Below are 17,991 nucleotides of genomic sequence, written 5' to 3' on the forward strand. Positions count from 1 at the left end.
TGGTCGGGACGGCAAGATTCGAACTTGCGACCCCCTGTACCCAAAACAGGTGCGCTACCAGGCTGCGCTACGCCCCGACTTGTGAGGCAGGGTTTACCCCCACTGTTCGGGAATGAAAACCCCCTAACAACGCCAGTTTGCAATTTCTTGTAAAAATTCTTTGTGGCGCATTTGGCTGCCCACAGAAATGCCCATGGCCTCCGCCAATCCGCCATTGATTTCCAACACATAGCGTACCGCGTCTCCGCCAAAAACTGGCGTTTCATCCAATGGAATAGCATTACTGTGGATGTGTTGGATCACCCCGTGCTCGTCCGCAAACAGCATATCGAGGGGAATCAACGTGTTCCGCATCCAGAAAGACGCGGACCGTGTGGTTTCATAGATAAAAAGCATGCCTGCACTGCTCGGCATATGGGAGCGATTCATCAATCCCTGCGCCCGCTCGGCCTCTGTGTCTGCCACTTCTACGGAGAATCGCGCCTGTCCAAAGTCGCCGCGTATCAGCAAGCTGTCGTCGCTGCAGGCGTCTTCTGCTTGGGCGGGCAAGGAGATCATGACCCCTGCCACCAACCCAAAAACTCCAGCGCCGGTCGCTCGACCCGCGCCAGAGAGTGTTAGTCGTTTTCCAAAACCGCGTTTTCCCACGCCAATACCTCGGTTGCCATGCGACCACGTTTACCGTCGATCACACGCAGCGCCAAGGCCTCGCCTGGCTGCAGGTCAGACAGACCCGAGCGGCGCAACACTTCGATATGCAGGAAAATATCTTCCGGACGGCCAAACACATTGGCAAAGCCAAAGCCCTTGCCTTTGTCGAACCACTTCACCCGCGCCGGTTCAAGCGGCGTCGCGCGAATGTCGTCCAGATCCATGCCCTCAAAATCGGACAGCGCCACCGGCGCCTCCGTTTCTGGCGCTTCGATCTTCAACACTTCCACGGCCTGTGCGCCACGTTGTGTCACCTGCACGGACACATCGATTACGGAGCCATCCGCAACCGAGCTTTGACCGAAATTGCGCAACACATTTGCGTGCAACAAAATATCCGGCCCACCGTCGTCTGAAATTATGAATCCGAAACCTTTGACAGGATCGAACCATTTCACCACGCCCATCACCTGCGTGACGTCATTTTCTAGAGTACTCAATGCCTCAACCTTAGTTTGTATCATCCCCATGATCTGCGTGACTGTGCTGCATCATGACGACTTCGGCAAGCGCAAAATTTCCATGCTTTTCATGCGCTTGCCACTAAAGTTTTTAACTAATTAAGGGTTAAGACGCTGAATTTCCCACGGTTTTTCAGGTGTTTCGCGGGTCCAACGGAACCGATCATGTAACCGAAACGCCCCATCCGCCCAAAATTCGATTTCGGCAGGAATAAGCCGATACCCCCCCCAAAAGGGTGGTCGCTTTGGATGGGTTCCATGCGTGGCTGTTATTTTTGCCACTTTTGTCATCAATTCAGTCCGCGAATTGAGCGGTTGAGACTGCTCAGACGCCCAGGCACCAAGCTTACTCTTCAAACTTCGCGACTCAAAATATGCATCTGCTTGAGGACCGTCTTCCCGCTTAACGTGTCCTCTGACCCGAATCTGGCGACGCAAAGATTTCCAGTGCATCACAAAAGACGCCTTGCCGGCCCCGTCCAGTTCTTGTGCTTTTGCACTGCCGTAATTTGTGTAGAACACAAACGCTGCGTCCTCGATATCCTTGAGCAACACCATGCGCGAGTTTGGCATTCCCTCTGCATCCACAGTGGAAAGCGCAATCGCATTGGCGTCATTTGGTTCACTCTTCTCAGCATCAGCCAACCACTTCCGCGCAATCTCAAACGGGTCATCTCCCGCAAAAATCTCGGTTCTCTCGCTCATCCCTGCCTCCAACTCACTCACCTAGCTACGTAGGCTAGCTCTATTCCTATCCGGCGAAGACCTTGATGCGACAGGGTCAATCGCCTAAACGTCACGCATAACCAAGTGGGACGGAGTTCACCGGATGTCAAATCAACTCATGGCAGGCAAACGCGGTCTGATTATGGGGCTTGCCAACGACAAGTCTATTGCCTGGGGCATTGCCAAGGCCTGCGCCGACGCTGGCGCCGAACTGGCATTCTCTTATATGGGCGACGCTTTCAAAAAACGTGTGGTCCCGCTGGCGGAACAGCTCAACGTCGACACGCTGATCGACTGTGATGTCTCTGACCCAGCCTCTCTTAGTGCGGCATTTGCCGAGATCGAAGAGAAATGGGGTAAGATCGACTTCATCGTTCATGCCATTGGCTTTTCGGACAAAAACGAGTTGCGCGGTCGCTACGTGGAAACGTCCAAAGACAATTTCCTGATGACCATGGACATCTCCGTTTATTCGTTCACCGCCGTGATGCAGCGCGCGGAAAAACTGATGACGGATGGTGGCTCTGCCCTGACCCTCACGTATTATGGCGCCGAGCAGGTCATGCCACACTATAATGTCATGGGCGTAGCAAAGGCGGCGCTGGAAGCTTCCGTGAAATACCTTGCTGAAGACCTTGGCAAAGACGGCATCCGCGTCAATGCAATCTCGGCTGGCCCTATCAAAACCCTGGCCGCCTCCGGCATCGGGGATTTCCGCTACATCCTGAAATGGAACGAGTTGAACTCCCCTCTGCGTCGCAATGTCAGCATCGAAGACGTCGGCAACTCCGCACTTTACCTGTTGTCTGATCTCGGCAGCGGCGTGACCGGTGAAAACCTGCACGTCGACGCGGGCTACCACGTTGTGGGCATGAAAGCGGTGGATGCACCGGACATCGACGCCGTTGTGGGCCGCAAATGAGCCTCGCCGCCTTTATCGCTGCCGTCTCCCTTTGCCTGATGGCTGCCGTCAGCCCCGGACCCGCCGTGCTCAAGGCCGCCCGTGTGGGTTTGCAACAGGGCCTCAAGACCGGCGCAGCCTTGTCTGTGGGCATCGGCCTTGGTGCGGTCTTCTGGGCTGCTTCCGCCCTCTTTGGCCTTGCGCTGCTGTTTGAGTACGCGCCTTTCCTGCTGACCGTATTGAAATTTGGTGGCGCAGCCTTCCTGATCTGGACCGCGTTTAAAATGTGGCGCGCGGCCGATGAGCCATTGGAAGAAAACGATACTGGCGTCGGCCCAACCACACCTTGGGCAGCGCTGCGCCTAGGCCTCTGGACCCAACTCGCCAACCCAAAGCCGGCTGTGTTCTTTGGCGCGGTCTTTGTCGGCACGGTGCCAACCGACGCAACGCCGCTGTCATTGGCACTGCTGTTGTTGGCGATTTTCTTGGTAGAACTCTTATGGAACACCTGCGTGGCACGCCTTTTTTCGCTGGAACGCACCCGTAAAATCTACATTGGCCTGAAGCACCTGATTGACCGAGTCTTTGGTGGTCTGCTCGCGGCTCTGGGTATCAAGATCGCAGCCACCTAGGCCGCGCTCCGATCATGCGCAAATTCCTCAAGGCTCTCTTCTTTTTGCTCTGCATCGCGAGCGCCTTGGGGATATTCGCACTCTACCGCCCACATTACATTCCGCCCCCAATTAAAGAGGCCATCTGGCCGCGCGATGACATCGCCGTTGTGCGCGCCCGTCAAACCCCTGTGCTGAGCGCAGGCTTTGCCAAACACAACAGCACCCTCGGCGCCCCGGTCTACATCCGCATATTCAAAGAAGAACGTGAGCTGGAACTCTGGGTGCAAACCCCAGCCGACACTTACGCCCTCTTCAAAACCTACCCCATCTGCAACCATTCTGGTGGCCTTGGCCCCAAACTCAAGGAAGGCGACCGCCAATCGCCCGAAGGGTTCTACACGGTTAGCAAATCTGCACTGAACCCCAACAGCAGCTACCACCTGTCCTTCAACCTCGGATTTCCCAACCGTTTTGACCGTACCCATGACCGCTCCGGCAGCTTCCTAATGGTGCACGGCGACTGCGTCTCTGTGGGCTGCTACGCGATGACCGATCCCGCGATTGAAGAAATTTACGTCGCCGTCGAAGCCGCCCTCAAAGGTGGACAATCAGCCGTCCCCGTTCACGCCTTCCCGTTCCGCCCAACGCCTCAACGCATGGCCATGGCCTCCGGCCACCAGTGGGAATCCTTCTGGCAACAACTCGCCCCTGCGTACCACGCCTTTGCCGAAACAAACCGTCCGCCACTCATCACGGTGGACGGGGGTAAATACCTCGTCACAGCTTGGTAGCCACGCAAACAGTTTGCGCCGCCTTTCGGTTCTGTTAGAACGGCTGAAATCTGCGACAAAGGGGTGAGTCCACATGAGCGAGCGTCTGCCACACGAAAAAGGCTTCCACATCAGCTGGGATCAAATCCACCGCGACAGCCGCGCTCTCGCATGGCGTCTCGACGGCAAAGGCCCCAATGACGGCGCTTGGAAAGCCGTGGTTGCCATCACCCGTGGCGGCATGGCCCCGGCGATGATCGTCAGCCGTGAACTCGACATCCGCACCGTCGATACCATTTCGGTGAAATCTTACTATTCCGGTGGTGGTGCCCAGGACAAGCAGCGCGAAGCGCAGGTTCTCAAAAGCCCTGACGCAGAGCTGATGGGCGACGGCGAAGGCATCCTGATCGTGGACGATCTTGTCGATTCCGGTAAAACCCTCGAACTGGTGCGCAAGCTGTACCCCAAGGCCCACTTCGCCACGGTTTATGCCAAACCTGCAGGCGAGCCGATGGTGGACACCTTCATCACCGGCGTGAGCCAGGACACCTGGATTTTCTTCCCATGGGACATGGCGTTGCAATACGTCGAGCCTTATCGCGGCACCGATTGATCGCACCGGTTGGTGGGCCTGCCCCACGTCACAAACCGCATTTTTCGGACCGCAGCGAGGCGCCTCGCTGCGGTTTTCTTTTGCCCGCTTTTGCCTGAGAGACTGACCAAATGATCCTCACCCGCACCGCCGCCACCTTTGCCCCACCCGTGATGGAAGCCCGCCGTTGGCTCGATGGCGTGACCTTCCCGCCTGAACGTCCGCTGATCAACGTCAGCCAGGCCGCCCCTGTCGCCGCACCACCGGCCCCCCTCCTGCAACACATCGCAGACACCGCGCTCACCAAGCCGGAGGCCCACCTCTACGGCCCAGTATTGGGTCTGCCCGAGTTGCGCGCCGAAGTCGCCGCGCAATGGTCCGCCGCCTACGCGGGCGAGATCGCCCCTGCGCAAGTCGCCATCACCTCCGGCTGCAACCAAGCCTTCTGCGCCACCCTCACTGCCATCGCTGGCGAAGGCGATGAGGTCATTCTGCCGACGCCGTGGTACTTCAATCACAAAATGTGGCTCGATATGCAGGGCGTCACCGCTGTGCCCCTGCCCACCGACGCCCACCTCCTGCCAGATCCAGAGCACGCCGCCGCCCTGATCACAGAGCGCACGCGCGCCATTGTCTTGGTTACACCCAACAACCCCGGCGGCGTCGAGTATCCAGCAGAGCTTGTGCGCGCCATGTATGAGCTTGCCAAGTCCCGCGGCATCCGCCTGATTGTGGATGAAACCTACCGCGACTTTGACAGCCGTACCGGCGCACCACATGACCTTTTTGGCGACCCAGACTGGCAGGACACATTGGTGCAACTCTATTCTTTTTCCAAAGCCTACCGCCTCACCGGCCACCGGGTTGGCGCGATGGTGAGCAGCGAGGCGCTACTGGCGGAAGCCGAGAAATTCCTCGACACCGTCACCATCTGTCCCAATCAGCTTGGGCAACACGCCGCGCTCTGGGGCATGCAGAACCTCAGCCAATGGTTGGCCGGCGAACGCGCCGAAATCCTCGACCGCCGCGCCGCTATCTCTGACAACTTGCCACAGATCACCAACCAGGGCTGGGAGCTGCAAGGTGCTGGCGCCTACTTCGCCTATATGAAGCATCCGTTTGACCTGCCGTCCGACCAATTGGCGCAGCAACTGGTGCAAAGCCACGGCATCCTGACCCTGCCCGGCACCATGTTCACCCCCGCAGGTGATCAGGCGGGCAAGGACACCCTGCGCATCGCCTTTGCCAACGTCGACCGGGCCGGAATTGGCGATCTTTTTGCCCGTCTCGCCACGGTCAAAGCCTGACGCATACACAACACAGGCGGGACAGGCCAATCATGCTTGCCCCCCCTGCCCCAACCGCGTAGACCTTCGCAGAAGAAACTTGAACGATTACAGGGCGGACATCGGACATGGCGCAGAGCAAAACCTCCAAAACAGCGGTCTGGATTCTCATGGGTCTGCTCATACTAGGCTTAGGCGGTTTTGGTGCCACCAGCCTGACAGGCACTGTGCGCTCCGTCGGCACTGTTGGCGACGAAGACATTTCGGTCGACGACTACGCCCGCGCCCTGCAAGAGGAGCTGCGCGCCCTTGAGGCCCAAACGGGCCAGTCTTTGCCTTTTGCCCAAGCCCAAGCTTTTGGCATCGACCGCATGGTTTTGTCCCGCCTGTCCACAACCCGCTCACTGGACGCTGAAAACAAGCGCCTCGGCATCTCCATTGGCGACGAGAACCTCGCTCAAGAGTTGAGGAACATCCCGTCTTTCCAAGGTTTGGACGGCTCTTTTGACCGCGACGCTTATGCCTTTGCCATCGATCAGGCCGGCATGAACGAATCCGAGTTTGAGGACAGCGTGCGCGAAGACACCGTGCGCTCCCTGCTGCAAGGCGCCGTGGTCTCCGGCCTCGTGATGCCAGACATCTACGCTGACACCGTGATTGAATTTGTTGCCGAAGAGCGTGACTTCACCTGGTCCCAACTGACCGGTGACAACCTGACCACCGCTGTCGCAGCCCCAACCGAGGCGGAAGTTGAAGCCTTCTACAACGACAACGAAGACCGCTTCATGCTGCCCGCCACCCGTCAGATCACCTATGCTTGGCTGTCGCCTGAAATGATCATCGATCAGGTCGAAGTGGATGAAGCCGCCCTGCAGAAGCTCTATGACGACCGTGACAGCGAGTTTAACCGTCCGGAGCGCCGTCTGGTCGAGCGTCTGGCCTTTGCTGATGACGCTGCCGCGCAAGCCGCGATAGAGCAGATCTCCGCTGGCACCGCCACATTCACCAGCCTGGTCGAAGGCCGCGGCCTGTCGTTGTCTGATGTGGATCTGGGCGACGTGACCAAAGCGCAGCTTGGCGAAGCTGGCGAAGCGGTGTTCCTTGCACCAGCCAACGGCATCGCGGGCCCTGCCCCCTCCACGCTTGGCCCCTCCTTGTTCCGCGTGAACGGCATTCTTGGCGCACAGTCCACCTCCTTTGATGAAGCCAAAGACCTGCTGCGTGAAGAACTTGCTGCAGAGCGCTCCCGCCGCCTGATCGACACCCAGATCGGCAATATTGACGACTTGCTTGCCGGTGGTGCCACGCTGGAAGAGCTGGTTGAAGAAACCGACATGGAGCTAGGCGTCCTCAACTGGCACCCGGCATCTGAGGATGACCTCGCCGGTTACGAAAGCTTCCGCGCTGTGGCCTCCGCAGTAACCTTGGACGACTTCCCGCAGATTGAAGTGCTTGAGGACGGCGGCATCTTTGCCCTGCGTCTGGAAGGCGAAACCCCAAGCCAGCCTGCGCCCTTGGAAGATGTTGCCGAAGACGCCGCTTCAGCCATCACTGCCGAGCGCACCACCGAAGCGCTCAAAGGTCTGATCGAAACGCTAACGCCACGCCTGAACGACGGCACCAGCTTCACTTCTTTTGGCTTCACCGCCAACGAAGAGGTTGATATGGACCGCGCCGCATTTGTGCCAAACACCCCACCACAGTTCCTGACCGAGGTCTTTGAGATGGAAGTGGGCGAGCTGCGCACCTTGGACAGCCCAGAAGGTCTGATTGTCGTACGCTTGAACGCCATCGAAGCCCCGGCTACCGATGACCCAGAGATCACATCGCTGAAGGCCGCAATCACCGCGCAGCTGTCTAGCGGCATCTCTCAGGACGTTTTTGCCGCCTACGCACAGGCGTTGCAAACCATGTACCCGACTCAGATCAACCAGCAGGCACTGAACGCGGTGCACGTGAACTTCCAGTAAAGAAAGGCCGCCAAGGTGGACCTGACTCCCTCGTTTGAAGATTTTGCCAAAGCCTATGAGGCCGGTGAAAATCAGGTAGTGTACACGCGGCTCGCCGCCGACCTCGACACTCCGGTGTCTCTCATGCTCAAGCTGACCGGCGCGCACAAAGACGCCTTTATGCTGGAGTCTGTGACCGGTGGCGAAGTGCGTGGACGGTATTCCATCATTGGCATGAAGCCCGATCTGATCTGGCAAACCCACGGCACACAAAGCCGCATCAACCGCACCGCGCGGTTTGATCCCGACGGCTTTACCGCTCAGGAGGGCGACCCGCTTGCCAACCTCCGGGCCTTGATCGCCGAAAGCCGTATCAACCTGCCCGAAGATCTGCCACAGGCCTCCGCTGGTCTGTTTGGCTATCTGGGCTATGACATGATCCGCCTTGTGGAGCATCTGCCCAACATCAACCCGGACCCGCTTGGCCTGCCCGACGCCTGCATGCTGCGCCCTTCTGTGGTGGCCGTACTCGACGGTGTGAAAGGTGAGGTCACCGTGGTGAGCCCTGCTTGGGTCAGCGACGGCCAGTCCGCCCGCGCCGCTTATGCACAGGCAGCCGAACGCGTGATGGACGCGGTGCGCGATCTCGAACGCGCCATGCCGCAAGCCGCGCGCGATCTAGGCGACGCGCACGAAGTGTCGCCACCGGTCTCCAACTTCACCAAAGACGGCTACTTGGCTGCTGTCGAGAAGGCCAAAGAGTACATCAAGGCAGGCGACATCTTCCAAGTGGTGCCCGCGCAACGCTGGACACAGGACTTCCCGCAGCCACCCTTTGCGCTCTACCGCTCGCTGCGCCGCACCAATCCGTCACCGTTTATGTTCTATTTCAACTTCGGTGGCTTTCAGGTGGTCGGCGCAAGCCCGGAAATCCTCGTGCGGGTCTTTGGTGACGAAGTCACCATCCGACCCATCGCAGGCACCCGCCCGCGCGGTGAAACTCCTGAGCAGGACAAAGCCCTCGAAGAGGATCTGCTGGCGGACAAGAAAGAACTTGCCGAGCACCTCATGCTCTTGGACCTGGGCCGGAATGATACAGGCCGCGTTTCCAAGATCGGTACCGTGCGCCCAACCGAGAAATTCATCATCGAGCGTTACAGCCACGTGATGCACATCGTCTCCAACGTCGTGGGCGAACTGTCTGAGGACAAAGACGCGCTGGATGCCTTCTTTGCAGGCATGCCCGCTGGCACCGTTTCCGGCGCGCCAAAAGTGCGCGCGATGGAAATTATCGACGAGCTGGAGCCGGAAAAACGCGGCATCTATGGCGGCGGTGTGGGCTACTTCAGCTCCGGTGGCGACATGGACATCTGTATCGCGCTCCGCACGGCGATTGTGAAAGACCAAAAGCTCTACATTCAGGCCGGCGGCGGTGTTGTCTATGACAGCGACCCGGAAGCGGAATACATGGAGACCGTGCACAAATCCAACGCCATCCGCCGCGCTGCCGCCGACGCCGCGCGGTTCACTGGCAACGGAAACTCGTGAGCGACGATCGCGACACCGCACCTCTTGGCACCGTGACGCCCTATTTCACGGTGCCGGACGCCGAAGTGTTCATCCACTTTGCGCAAACCGTCTTTCACGCTGAGATTATCAAAGAAGACCGATACGACAGTGGCGTGATCCAACATGCCCGCCTCCGAATTGGCTCCTCGGTGCTGATGCTCAACCAAGCGACAGACACCTACCCGGCAAACGCCTCCCAAATGCACATCCAAGTCGCGGATGCAGCCGCAACCTACGACCGCGCATTACAGCTTGGCGCGACTTCGATTATGACGCCAAACCTGCGCCCCCACGGCGAGCACATGGCGGGCGTCATCGATCCCAGCGGCAACACCTGGTGGATCGCCAGCCCGGCGCCCTAACCGCGTAGTCCCCAACAAAAAAGCCGCCTCAGTGGCGGCCTATTTTATCTTCTTCGCAATCTTTTCTTCCTTGGACAATTTGTTGCCCCAGGTGTTCTTGCTGATCCCCATATCATAGGCCATCGGCTTGGTTTTGCCTTTGCTGACTTTACCGCCTTTGTCCAAGTACTGCTGGATCAGATCTTCGTCGGTGGTCTCTTTGGGCACATGTTTCATCGCCATCTTCCCCATTTGCAGAGCGCGGAATCACGCCTTGCTTTGCGCCATCAGCCTAACAACACGCTGAAAAATGACCAGCCCAAACAGCGTATTTCCAAACCGTTCTGCCTAAAGACCAGCGCCGCCAACTCTGTTCCGGTTGTAATCGCTTCTCCTCCCCCACGCCTTAGGCACTCAAGTGCAGGACGCAAAAGTTTGTCCAAACGGTCAAACCAACGTTACACTGAGCAATCACATAGCAAGAAAGATCGTCAGTTTGATTCGTATCGGGTCACGCGAGGCGACGTATTTTTTAAAACTTAGGGAGCTCAACATGTCTCAATTCACCTTATCTCGGCGCCATTTTTTGGCCTCTACGGCAGGCTTCATTGCCCTGCATCCGTTCTCCGCCAACGCCGCCACCAATCAGGCACACCTGCGGATCATGGAAACCACCGACCTGCACGTGCACGTCTTCCCATACGACTATTACGCAGACAAACCACGCGACACAGTTGGTCTCTCTCGCACAGCGTCTCATGTAAAAGCCATCCGGGCTGAGGCCACCAACTCGATGTTGATCGACAACGGTGATTTCCTTCAGGGCAACCCGATGGGGGACTACATCGCCTATGAGCGCGGCATGAAAGAAGGCGACATGCACCCAGTCATCACGGCGATGAACACGGTGGGCTTTGACGCATCTACATTGGGCAATCACGAATTCAACTACGGTCTCGATTTCCTGATGAAATCCCTTGCAGGCGCCGACTTCCCTGTGATCTGCGCCAACGTCGCTTTGGAAGAAGGTGGCAGCCCAACCAAAGACAAAACCCTGATCAAACCCTACGTGATCCTCGACCGCGAGATCACCGACGGCGCTGGCAAAACCCACCCGATCAAAGTTGGCCTGATCGGCTTTGTGCCGCCACAAGTTATGAATTGGGACCGCCGCCATCTGGAAGGCAATGTCATGGCGCGTGACATCGTCGATACCGCCAAAGCTTATGTGCCGGTGATGAAAGAACAGGGCTGCGACCTGATCATCGCGCTCTCACACTCCGGCATTGGCGCGGCAGACCACAGCGACGGTATGGAAAATGCCTCCGTGCCTCTAGCGGCTATTGACGGCATCGATGCCGTATTGACCGGCCACCACCATCGCGTGTTCCCCTCCTCCGCCTACGATGGCATGGCAGGTGTAGATGTGGCCAACGGCACCCTGATGGGCAAGCCCGCCGCCATGGGCGGCTTCTGGGGCTCTCACCTCGGCCTGATTGACCTGATGCTGGAGCGCTCCGGCAACGAGTGGAAAATTGTCAGCCACAGCACTGAAGCCCGTCCAATTTCTAAGCGCAACGAAGACCGCTCGATCACGGCCTTGGTGGAAGATCAGCCTGACGTCTTGGCCAGTGTTCAAGCCGAACACGACGCCACATTGGCCTACGTGCGCCGCGCTGTGGGTAAGACAGACGCCCCTCTGCACAGCTATTTCGCACTGGTCGCGGATGATCCATCCGTGCAGATCGTGTCGATTGCCCAAAGCTGGTACATCGCCGAGATGATGAAAGGCACCGAATACGAAGGCCTGCCTATTCTGTCTGCAGCAGCCCCCTTCAAGGCTGGTGGTCGTGGCGGTCCTGAATACTATACCGACGTGGCCAAAGGCGACGTGGCGATCAAAAACGTATCGGACCTATACCTCTACCCCAACACCGCCCGCGCGGTGAAGGTGAGTGGCCAAGAGGTCAAAGACTGGCTCGAACGCTCCGCTGGCATCTTCAATCAAGTGGAAGCAGGCAAAGCGGATCAAGTGCTGCTGAACCCGGACTTCCCGTCATACAATTTCGACGTTATGGACGGGGTCACCTACCAGATCGACCTTTCACAACCGTCCAAGTTTGATCCAAAGGGCAATCTGATCAACGCCGATGCCAACCGCATCGTGAACTTGATGTTTGACGGCAAGCCATTGGACATGAATGCCGACTTCATCATCGCCACCAACAACTACCGTGCGGGCGGCGGCGGCAAATTCCCAGGCGCTATGGGCGACACCATTGTTTTTGAAGGCCCGGACACCAACCGCGACGTGATCGTGCGCTACATTGTGGAAAAAGGCACCATCAGCCCGCGCGCAGACGCCAACTGGACCTTTGCCCCCCTGCCGGGCACCTCGGTACTGTTTGACACAGGCCCCAAGGCTGCGGATTACAGTGACAGCGTGGACGGCGTCTCCATCGAGGCCGCAGGAGAAGGCCCCGACGGCTTCGCACGCTTCCGTATTCAGCTGTAAGCGTCGCAGAACAAAGACAAAGGGCCGGAGCTTTCTCCGGCCCTTTTTTGTGGCCTCAAAGACAGGTCCAGGTCTCCACATCATAGCGCGGCGCAGGCATCTCCGGCCACGCCTCCGGTGCCCCACTGGGATCGCGCAACAACGGATCAAACTGGCCCTTTCCGGCGCGCAAACTCTCCGGATCCAAAGCCAATCTTTGACATTTCACCAGATCACTTATTGTGGTGCCGCTGGATTTGGTCAGGTCAATCATATGCCCCCGTCGCTGGCTCATCGTCGCCCGAAACCGCAGCGGCTGGTCCAGCGTGAACATATGCGTGGTCACCCCAAACAGCCTGGCTTCTCCCTGCCACTCCTCACCGGAAGCAAACACCAGCACAAACTGCCCGGGCGGCACCAAAACTTGAAAGAATTCCCCACCCCGCACATAAGCTGCAAACACAACTTGGTCGCTCCCAACGTCCTTTAGATTAAGGAAATAGTCAGCGTCTGCGCTTGTCTTGATAAGTAGGGGAAGCGTCGCAGGAAGCCCGGATCGGTTCCACATCAATCCCTGTGGCCGCTCTTCCGCATTAATCGGAAGCGCGAACATCACTAGGATCAAAATCGAACGACACCAAACCATGACCCGATGCTAACCCATCTTTGCGCAAAACCAAAAAGGGCCGGAGTCACCTCCAGCCCTTCGTGTTTTGTCTTTGAAACTTACACCGCCTCTGACGGTTCCGCCTTCTTGTTTGTACCTTTGGCCCACTCACGTGCTTGCTGCAGCAAGACATAAAGGATCGGCACAATCACGACGCCAATCACCGTGGCTGCCAGCATGCCGCCAAACACAGCCACACCAATCGCCTTCTGGCTCGCGGCTCCGGCCCCGTTGGCTGCCAACAATGGCACCACACCCAGCAGGAACGACAGTGCTGTCATCATCACCGCACGGAAACGTTGGCTGGCCGCTTCAATCGCAGCCTCCTTGATGCTCAGACCCGCTGCACGCCGTTCCATCGCAAACTCCACGATAAGAATGGCATTTTTTGAGGCCAGGCCAATCAGCATGATCATCCCGATCTGAGTGTAGAGGTTCACATCCCCGCCAGAGACCGCCACCGCCGCCAGCGCACCAAACAACGCCACCGTCACCGAGAGCAGAATGCCAATTGGCATCGTCCAACTCTCATACTGAGCCACAAGGAACAGGTAGGCAAAGACCACCGCCATGATCAAAATCACCACAACAAGTCCGCTACCGGACTGTTGCTGCTGCGCGGTCCCGGTCCATTCAAAGCTGTATCCAGGAGGCAATGCGGTGACAGCCTCTTCTTCCAAGACACGAATGGCATCGCCGGTTGAAAGCCCTTCTTTTGGCACGCCGGTCACTGTTGCTGATCGGAACATATTGTAGCGGTTCAACGCCACCGGCCCCAACTCGTTGCGTACTGTAACCAAGGTTCCCATGGGTACCATCTCACCGGTTTGAGAGCGCACATACAAAGCGTTGATGTCTTCGACTTGGGACCGGAATTCGCCATCCGCCTGAATCATCACCCGATACACGCGACCAAACAGGTTAAAATCGTTCACATAGATCGATCCCATATAGCCCTGCAACGTGGTGAACACATCTGATATGGCCACGTTCAGCGACTTGGCCTTTTCGCGGTCCAGATCCACAAACACTTTTGGCACATTGGCTCGGAAAGTCGAGTAGCTCTGCGCCATCTCATCACGTTGGTTGGTCGCATAGACCAAAGAGCCAACAGCCGCTGCCAGGTCCTGCGCAGAGCCGCCGCCGGTCTGCTGCACCTTCATTTCCACACCTGCGCTCATCCCAAGACCAGAAATTGGCGGTGGGTTAAACGCAATCACACTGGCAGAAATCTCTTGGTTGGCGACGCCGTAGACCTTCGCCAAAATCCCGTCCGCACTCAACTCATCCGTCTGACGGACGTCCCAAGGATCAAGGTTCAAAATGATCATCGAACCGTTGGAACCGGAGCCGTTGAGCAAACTAAAGCCATTCACCATTACGGACCCAGCCACGCCCGGGATTCCCATCAGCTGTTCGTTCAGGCGGGCGGTGACGGTCTCGGTCCGCTCCAACGACGCCGCATCCGGCAGTTGCACATCCACAAACAGCGTGCCGTTGTCTTCCAAAGGAATAAAGCCCGCTGGGATGGTTTTGAACAAGGTGCCAGACCCCGCAACCATCACCACCAACATAACCACTGCGATGATCGGAATGCGCACACACCGACGCACAACGCCCACATAGGCCCCGCGCGCACCGTCTACACCCTTTTCAAACACCGCCATAATCCCTTTGGGGCCACCTGGCTCCCGGGCTTTCAAGATCAGCGAGCACAGCGCAGGAGACAGAGTCAATGCGTTGATTGAAGAGATCACAACCGCTGTGGAAATGGTCACTGCAAACTGTGTATACAGCCGTCCTGTGATGCCGGGCATAAAGGTCACCGGCACAAACACCGCCAACAAAACCAAGGTGGTTGCGATCACCGGACCGGTGATTTGCCCCATGGCTTTTCGGGTTGCATCCGCAGCAGAAAGCCCCTCTTCCGCAATGATCCGCTCTACGTTTTCCACCACAACAATGGCGTCATCCACCACGATCCCGATGGCCAAGACCAAAGCAAACAGCGAGATGGTGTTGAGTGACATGCCAAACAACAACAAGAAGGCAAATGTGCCGATCAAAGACACTGGAATGGCGATCGCCGGGATAGCTGTTGCCCGCACATTTCCAAGGAAAATGAACACCACCGAAATCACCAGAATAAAGGTCAAGATCAGGGTGGACACCACATCGCTCAGCGACTGTTCCACAAACAGCGTGCTGTCATAGGGAATGGCATAAGTCACATCATCCGGAAAAGCGCTTGAAAGCCGTTCAACTTCGGCCTTCACAGCATCTGCCACCGCAAGTGCGTTCTCGCCTGGTGCCTGATAGATTGCCAGAACCGTCGCCGGGTTGCCGTCTGCACGACCAGAGGCGTTGTAATAGTTTGCGCCCAGTTCAACCCGCGCCACGTCTTTCATGCGCACGATGCTCCCGGCCTCACCGGTCCGCAGCACAATTTCTTCAAACTCCTTTACCGTGCTCAAACGGCCCTTGGATTTGATGGTGTATTGAAATTGCTGACCTGTTGGGATCGGTGGTGTCCCGATCTGGCCCGCTGAGACTTCGAGGTTTTGCTCCCGGATCGCCGCAACCAAATCGCCTGGCGTCAGGCCAAGCCCAGCCATACGGTCAGGGTCCATCCACATCCGCATAGAGTATTCGAAGTTGGTCATCACATCAGCTTTACCCACCCCTTTCACGCGCGCCAGCGCGTCACGGAGGTTGATGGAGGCGTAGTTGGACAGGAACACTTCATCATAGGTGCTGTTTGGCGACGCAAGTGTCACGATCAACAACATGTTGGTGGAGGACTTCTGTGTCACCACACCGCTGTTTGTCACCTCAGTGGGCAACTGCGACGTTGCCTGCGCCACACGGTTTTGCACGTTCACAGACGCAATGTCCGGATCCGTTCCAACCTCAAAAGTGACGGAAAGGTTGTAAGAGCCGGTGTCCGTGCTGTCAGACGACATATAGATCATGTCGTCCACCCCGTTCACCTGCGCCTCAATGGGCGCGGCGACGGTGTTTTCCACGGTTTCAGAGTTGGCCCCAGTGTAGTTGGTCGACACCGTCACCACCGGTGGTGTGATATCCGGAAACTGCTCCACCGGGAGCGCATTGTAGCCGATGAACCCCATGATGGAGAGCACCAGTGAGATCACAAACGCCGTCTTGGGGCGCTGGATGAAAATCGCTGAAAACACGGCTTATTGCTCCTCTGTCGACTGACCGGCCAGCACCGCGTCCACGGTCACGCCGGGGCGGACTCGCTGCAGACCTTCGACAATCACCCCTTCGCCTTCGCGCATGCCGTCTTCAACCACAACCGCAGCCTCAACCTGACGTCCCAGTGTCACATAGCGCTGCTCCACAGTCTGTTGTTGCCCCACAACAAGCACAAAATCACCGCGCTGATCGCGTTGAACCGCCGCCTGTGGAATCATCAGCACCTGACTTGGCGCAGCGCTCGCAATGCGAACGTTGAGGAATGCCCCATCAAGCAGCAAACCACGTGCGTTTTCGAACTCGGCACGCAATGAGATGGTGCCTGTCGCCGGATTGATCCGGTTGTCAACAAACACCACTTGGCCCACTTCTTCCAGCTCATCGCCATTTGGCAAGATGACATAGACCTTGGGCGCTTTGTCTTTGTCCGCCAATTCTTGAAGTTCGGCCTCGTGATGCTCCATCACTTCAACCAATTGTTTTTCGGTGAGCGAGAACTCCACATAGATCGGCGCGGTGCGCACAATGTTGATCAACGACGCACTGGTAGGCCCCACCAATTCGCCCACACTGACGTTTGAGCGCCCAACACGGCCGTCAAATGGTGCGTGGACTTTGGTGTAGTCCAAATCAAGCTGGGCCTGAGCAATTGCGGCTTTGGCAATTTCAACCTGCGCCTTGGCCACTTCATTATTTGCCACCGCTATATCACGATCCGCTTCTGTGCCCACATCACGCTCAAACAGCTCGGATTTCCGCACCAACTCAACTTCGGTTAACCGAAGGTTGGCTTCCGCTTGCGCGAGGTCGGCTTCACGTGCGTCCACCGCCGCTTGATACACCTCAGGTTCGATCTCAAACAAAAGATCCCCCGCGGTCACCTCGTCACCGTCTTGACCATGGATCTTCTCCACGAACCCACTCACCCGCGCGACAAGATCGACCTTATCCACGGCCTCGCCTTTGCCGATGAAAATCACTTCATCGACCAACTCATCAGTGTAGGCCGCAGCAATCGCAACTTTGGGTGCAGGTGCATCTTGTGCCATGGCGCTCGATGCCAAAAGGCTCACCGAGAGCATGGCCGCCGACAAAGGCGTGAAATACGGAAACTTCATGGTGTCTATTCCCAATAGATTGGAGATCAGGGCCGACTGTGGGCGGTGATCCCATGACAATTGACGCCATAGAAACACGCGACACAGCAAGCGGCAAGCGTGTGTTAACCACAAATGCCAAGCATCTGTCTGAAAAAGCAAAAACGCGCCCATGGCAGAGCGCGTTTTTCTAGGTCGGGACCATTTTGGTCAATCAATCTTGGTCGTAGTAAGCTGGCGGATCATCATAGATCGCCCAACCAAACTCCCCTTCGGATCCCGGCAATTCCTCCGGTTTCATCTTTGCTTGAATGTAGGTCTTGGCCACAAAATGAGCACTCACGGGGGCTGTCAGAAACAGGAAAATGGTGATCAACAACTCATGAAAGGACAAGGTGCCTTTGACCAAGAGGAAATACAGCATCGATGCAATCAGCACACCGCCAACCCCAAGCGTGGTTGCCTTTGTTGGCGCGTGCAAGCGCTGCATGGTGTCTTTGAGTTTCAACATACCAAAACTGCCCACCAAACCAAATACGCCGGCCAGCACAATGAAGAAGGACACAAGGATTTCTGCAAACATCTGGCTCTCCC

Annotated in this window: 17 protein-coding genes and 1 tRNA gene; 9 read left to right on the forward strand and 9 right to left on the reverse strand. The window is 57.3% G+C overall.

Going from position 1 to position 17,991, the window contains the following annotated elements:
• The 4 genes from QZ517_RS11050 to pdxH form a co-directional block, all read right to left on the reverse strand.
• Nucleotides 1-77, reverse strand: a tRNA-Pro gene (locus tag QZ517_RS11050).
• A 46-nt stretch (nt 78-123) separates the two neighbouring features.
• Entirely contained in the window at nt 124-558 is a 435-nt protein-coding gene (locus QZ517_RS11055) for a DUF192 domain-containing protein (RefSeq protein WP_294226645.1), read from the reverse strand.
• 59 nt (nt 559-617) lie between these two features.
• Nucleotides 618-1,175 carry a cold-shock protein gene (locus QZ517_RS11060; protein ID WP_294226648.1) on the reverse strand — a complete coding sequence of 186 codons (558 nt, stop codon included), beginning with the start codon at nt 1,173-1,175 and terminating at the stop codon, nt 618-620.
• Nucleotides 1,176-1,271: 96 nt separating this feature from the next.
• Complete coding sequence (gene pdxH, locus QZ517_RS11065; protein ID WP_294226650.1) at nt 1,272-1,877, reverse strand: pyridoxamine 5'-phosphate oxidase; 606 nt, start codon at nt 1,875-1,877, stop codon at nt 1,272-1,274.
• A 124-nt stretch (nt 1,878-2,001) separates the two neighbouring features.
• Between pdxH and fabI the strand changes: the two genes are divergently transcribed.
• The 8 genes from fabI to QZ517_RS11105 all read left to right on the forward strand — a co-directional run bounded on the left by fabI (nt 2,002) and on the right by QZ517_RS11105 (nt 9,941).
• Nucleotides 2,002-2,820 carry an enoyl-ACP reductase FabI gene (gene fabI, locus QZ517_RS11070; protein ID WP_294226653.1) on the forward strand — a complete coding sequence of 273 codons (819 nt, stop codon included), beginning with the start codon at nt 2,002-2,004 and terminating at the stop codon, nt 2,818-2,820.
• On the forward strand, nt 2,817-3,431 hold the full coding sequence (locus tag QZ517_RS11075) for a LysE family translocator (RefSeq protein ID WP_294226656.1): 615 nt from the start codon (nt 2,817-2,819) through the stop codon (nt 3,429-3,431). The genes fabI and QZ517_RS11075 overlap by 4 nt, the downstream gene beginning before the upstream one ends.
• A 14-nt stretch (nt 3,432-3,445) precedes the next feature.
• Entirely contained in the window at nt 3,446-4,204 is a 759-nt protein-coding gene (locus tag QZ517_RS11080; RefSeq protein ID WP_294226659.1) for a murein L,D-transpeptidase family protein, read from the forward strand.
• Between the two features lie 73 nt (nt 4,205-4,277).
• Entirely contained in the window at nt 4,278-4,796 is a 519-nt protein-coding gene (gpt, locus tag QZ517_RS11085; RefSeq protein ID WP_294226662.1) for a xanthine phosphoribosyltransferase, read from the forward strand.
• Nucleotides 4,797-4,906: 110 nt separating this feature from the next.
• The gene (locus tag QZ517_RS11090) at nt 4,907-6,082 is read left to right on the forward strand and encodes an aminotransferase (protein WP_294226664.1); all 1,176 of its coding nucleotides are present in this window, start codon (nt 4,907-4,909) and stop codon (nt 6,080-6,082) included.
• 107 nt (nt 6,083-6,189) lie between these two features.
• The gene (locus tag QZ517_RS11095; protein ID WP_294226666.1) at nt 6,190-8,031 is read left to right on the forward strand and encodes a peptidylprolyl isomerase; all 1,842 of its coding nucleotides are present in this window, start codon (nt 6,190-6,192) and stop codon (nt 8,029-8,031) included.
• Nucleotides 8,032-8,046: 15 nt separating this feature from the next.
• The gene (gene trpE / locus QZ517_RS11100; protein WP_294226667.1) at nt 8,047-9,558 is read left to right on the forward strand and encodes an anthranilate synthase component I; all 1,512 of its coding nucleotides are present in this window, start codon (nt 8,047-8,049) and stop codon (nt 9,556-9,558) included.
• A complete protein-coding gene (locus tag QZ517_RS11105) occupies nt 9,555-9,941 on the forward strand; it encodes a VOC family protein (RefSeq protein ID WP_294226669.1) in 387 nt (128 codons plus the stop codon). The genes trpE and QZ517_RS11105 overlap by 4 nt, the downstream gene beginning before the upstream one ends.
• Before the next feature lie 39 nt (nt 9,942-9,980).
• Here the strand turns inward: QZ517_RS11105 and QZ517_RS11110 are convergent, their stop codons facing one another.
• Nucleotides 9,981-10,157, reverse strand: a complete 177-nt coding sequence (locus QZ517_RS11110) for a hypothetical protein (RefSeq protein WP_283426951.1) — start codon at nt 10,155-10,157, stop codon at nt 9,981-9,983.
• 316 nt (nt 10,158-10,473) lie between these two features.
• On the opposite strand from QZ517_RS11110, the gene QZ517_RS11115 reads away from it, so the two are divergent.
• Nucleotides 10,474-12,435: a bifunctional 2',3'-cyclic-nucleotide 2'-phosphodiesterase/3'-nucleotidase gene (locus tag QZ517_RS11115; RefSeq protein WP_294226671.1), complete on the forward strand. Its 1,962-nt coding sequence runs from the start codon at nt 10,474-10,476 to the stop codon at nt 12,433-12,435.
• Between the two features lie 55 nt (nt 12,436-12,490).
• On the opposite strand, the gene QZ517_RS11120 is transcribed toward QZ517_RS11115, so the two are convergent.
• The 4 genes from QZ517_RS11120 to QZ517_RS11135 all read right to left on the reverse strand — a co-directional run bounded on the left by QZ517_RS11120 (nt 12,491) and on the right by QZ517_RS11135 (nt 17,980).
• The gene (locus tag QZ517_RS11120; RefSeq protein ID WP_294226673.1) at nt 12,491-13,027 is read right to left on the reverse strand and encodes a hypothetical protein; all 537 of its coding nucleotides are present in this window, start codon (nt 13,025-13,027) and stop codon (nt 12,491-12,493) included.
• Between the two features lie 113 nt (nt 13,028-13,140).
• Entirely contained in the window at nt 13,141-16,278 is a 3,138-nt protein-coding gene (locus QZ517_RS11125; protein ID WP_294226675.1) for a multidrug efflux RND transporter permease subunit, read from the reverse strand.
• A 3-nt stretch (nt 16,279-16,281) separates the two neighbouring features.
• A complete protein-coding gene (locus QZ517_RS11130; RefSeq protein WP_294226679.1) occupies nt 16,282-17,418 on the reverse strand; it encodes an efflux RND transporter periplasmic adaptor subunit in 1,137 nt (378 codons plus the stop codon).
• Between the two features lie 193 nt (nt 17,419-17,611).
• Nucleotides 17,612-17,980: a Na+/H+ antiporter subunit G gene (locus QZ517_RS11135; RefSeq protein WP_294226682.1), complete on the reverse strand. Its 369-nt coding sequence runs from the start codon at nt 17,978-17,980 to the stop codon at nt 17,612-17,614.
• Nucleotides 17,981-17,991: the final 11 nt, after the last annotated feature.

Origin of the sequence: uncultured Shimia sp. (genome assembly GCF_913054185.1) — a bacterium.
GTDB lineage: Bacteria > Pseudomonadota > Alphaproteobacteria > Rhodobacterales > Rhodobacteraceae > Shimia.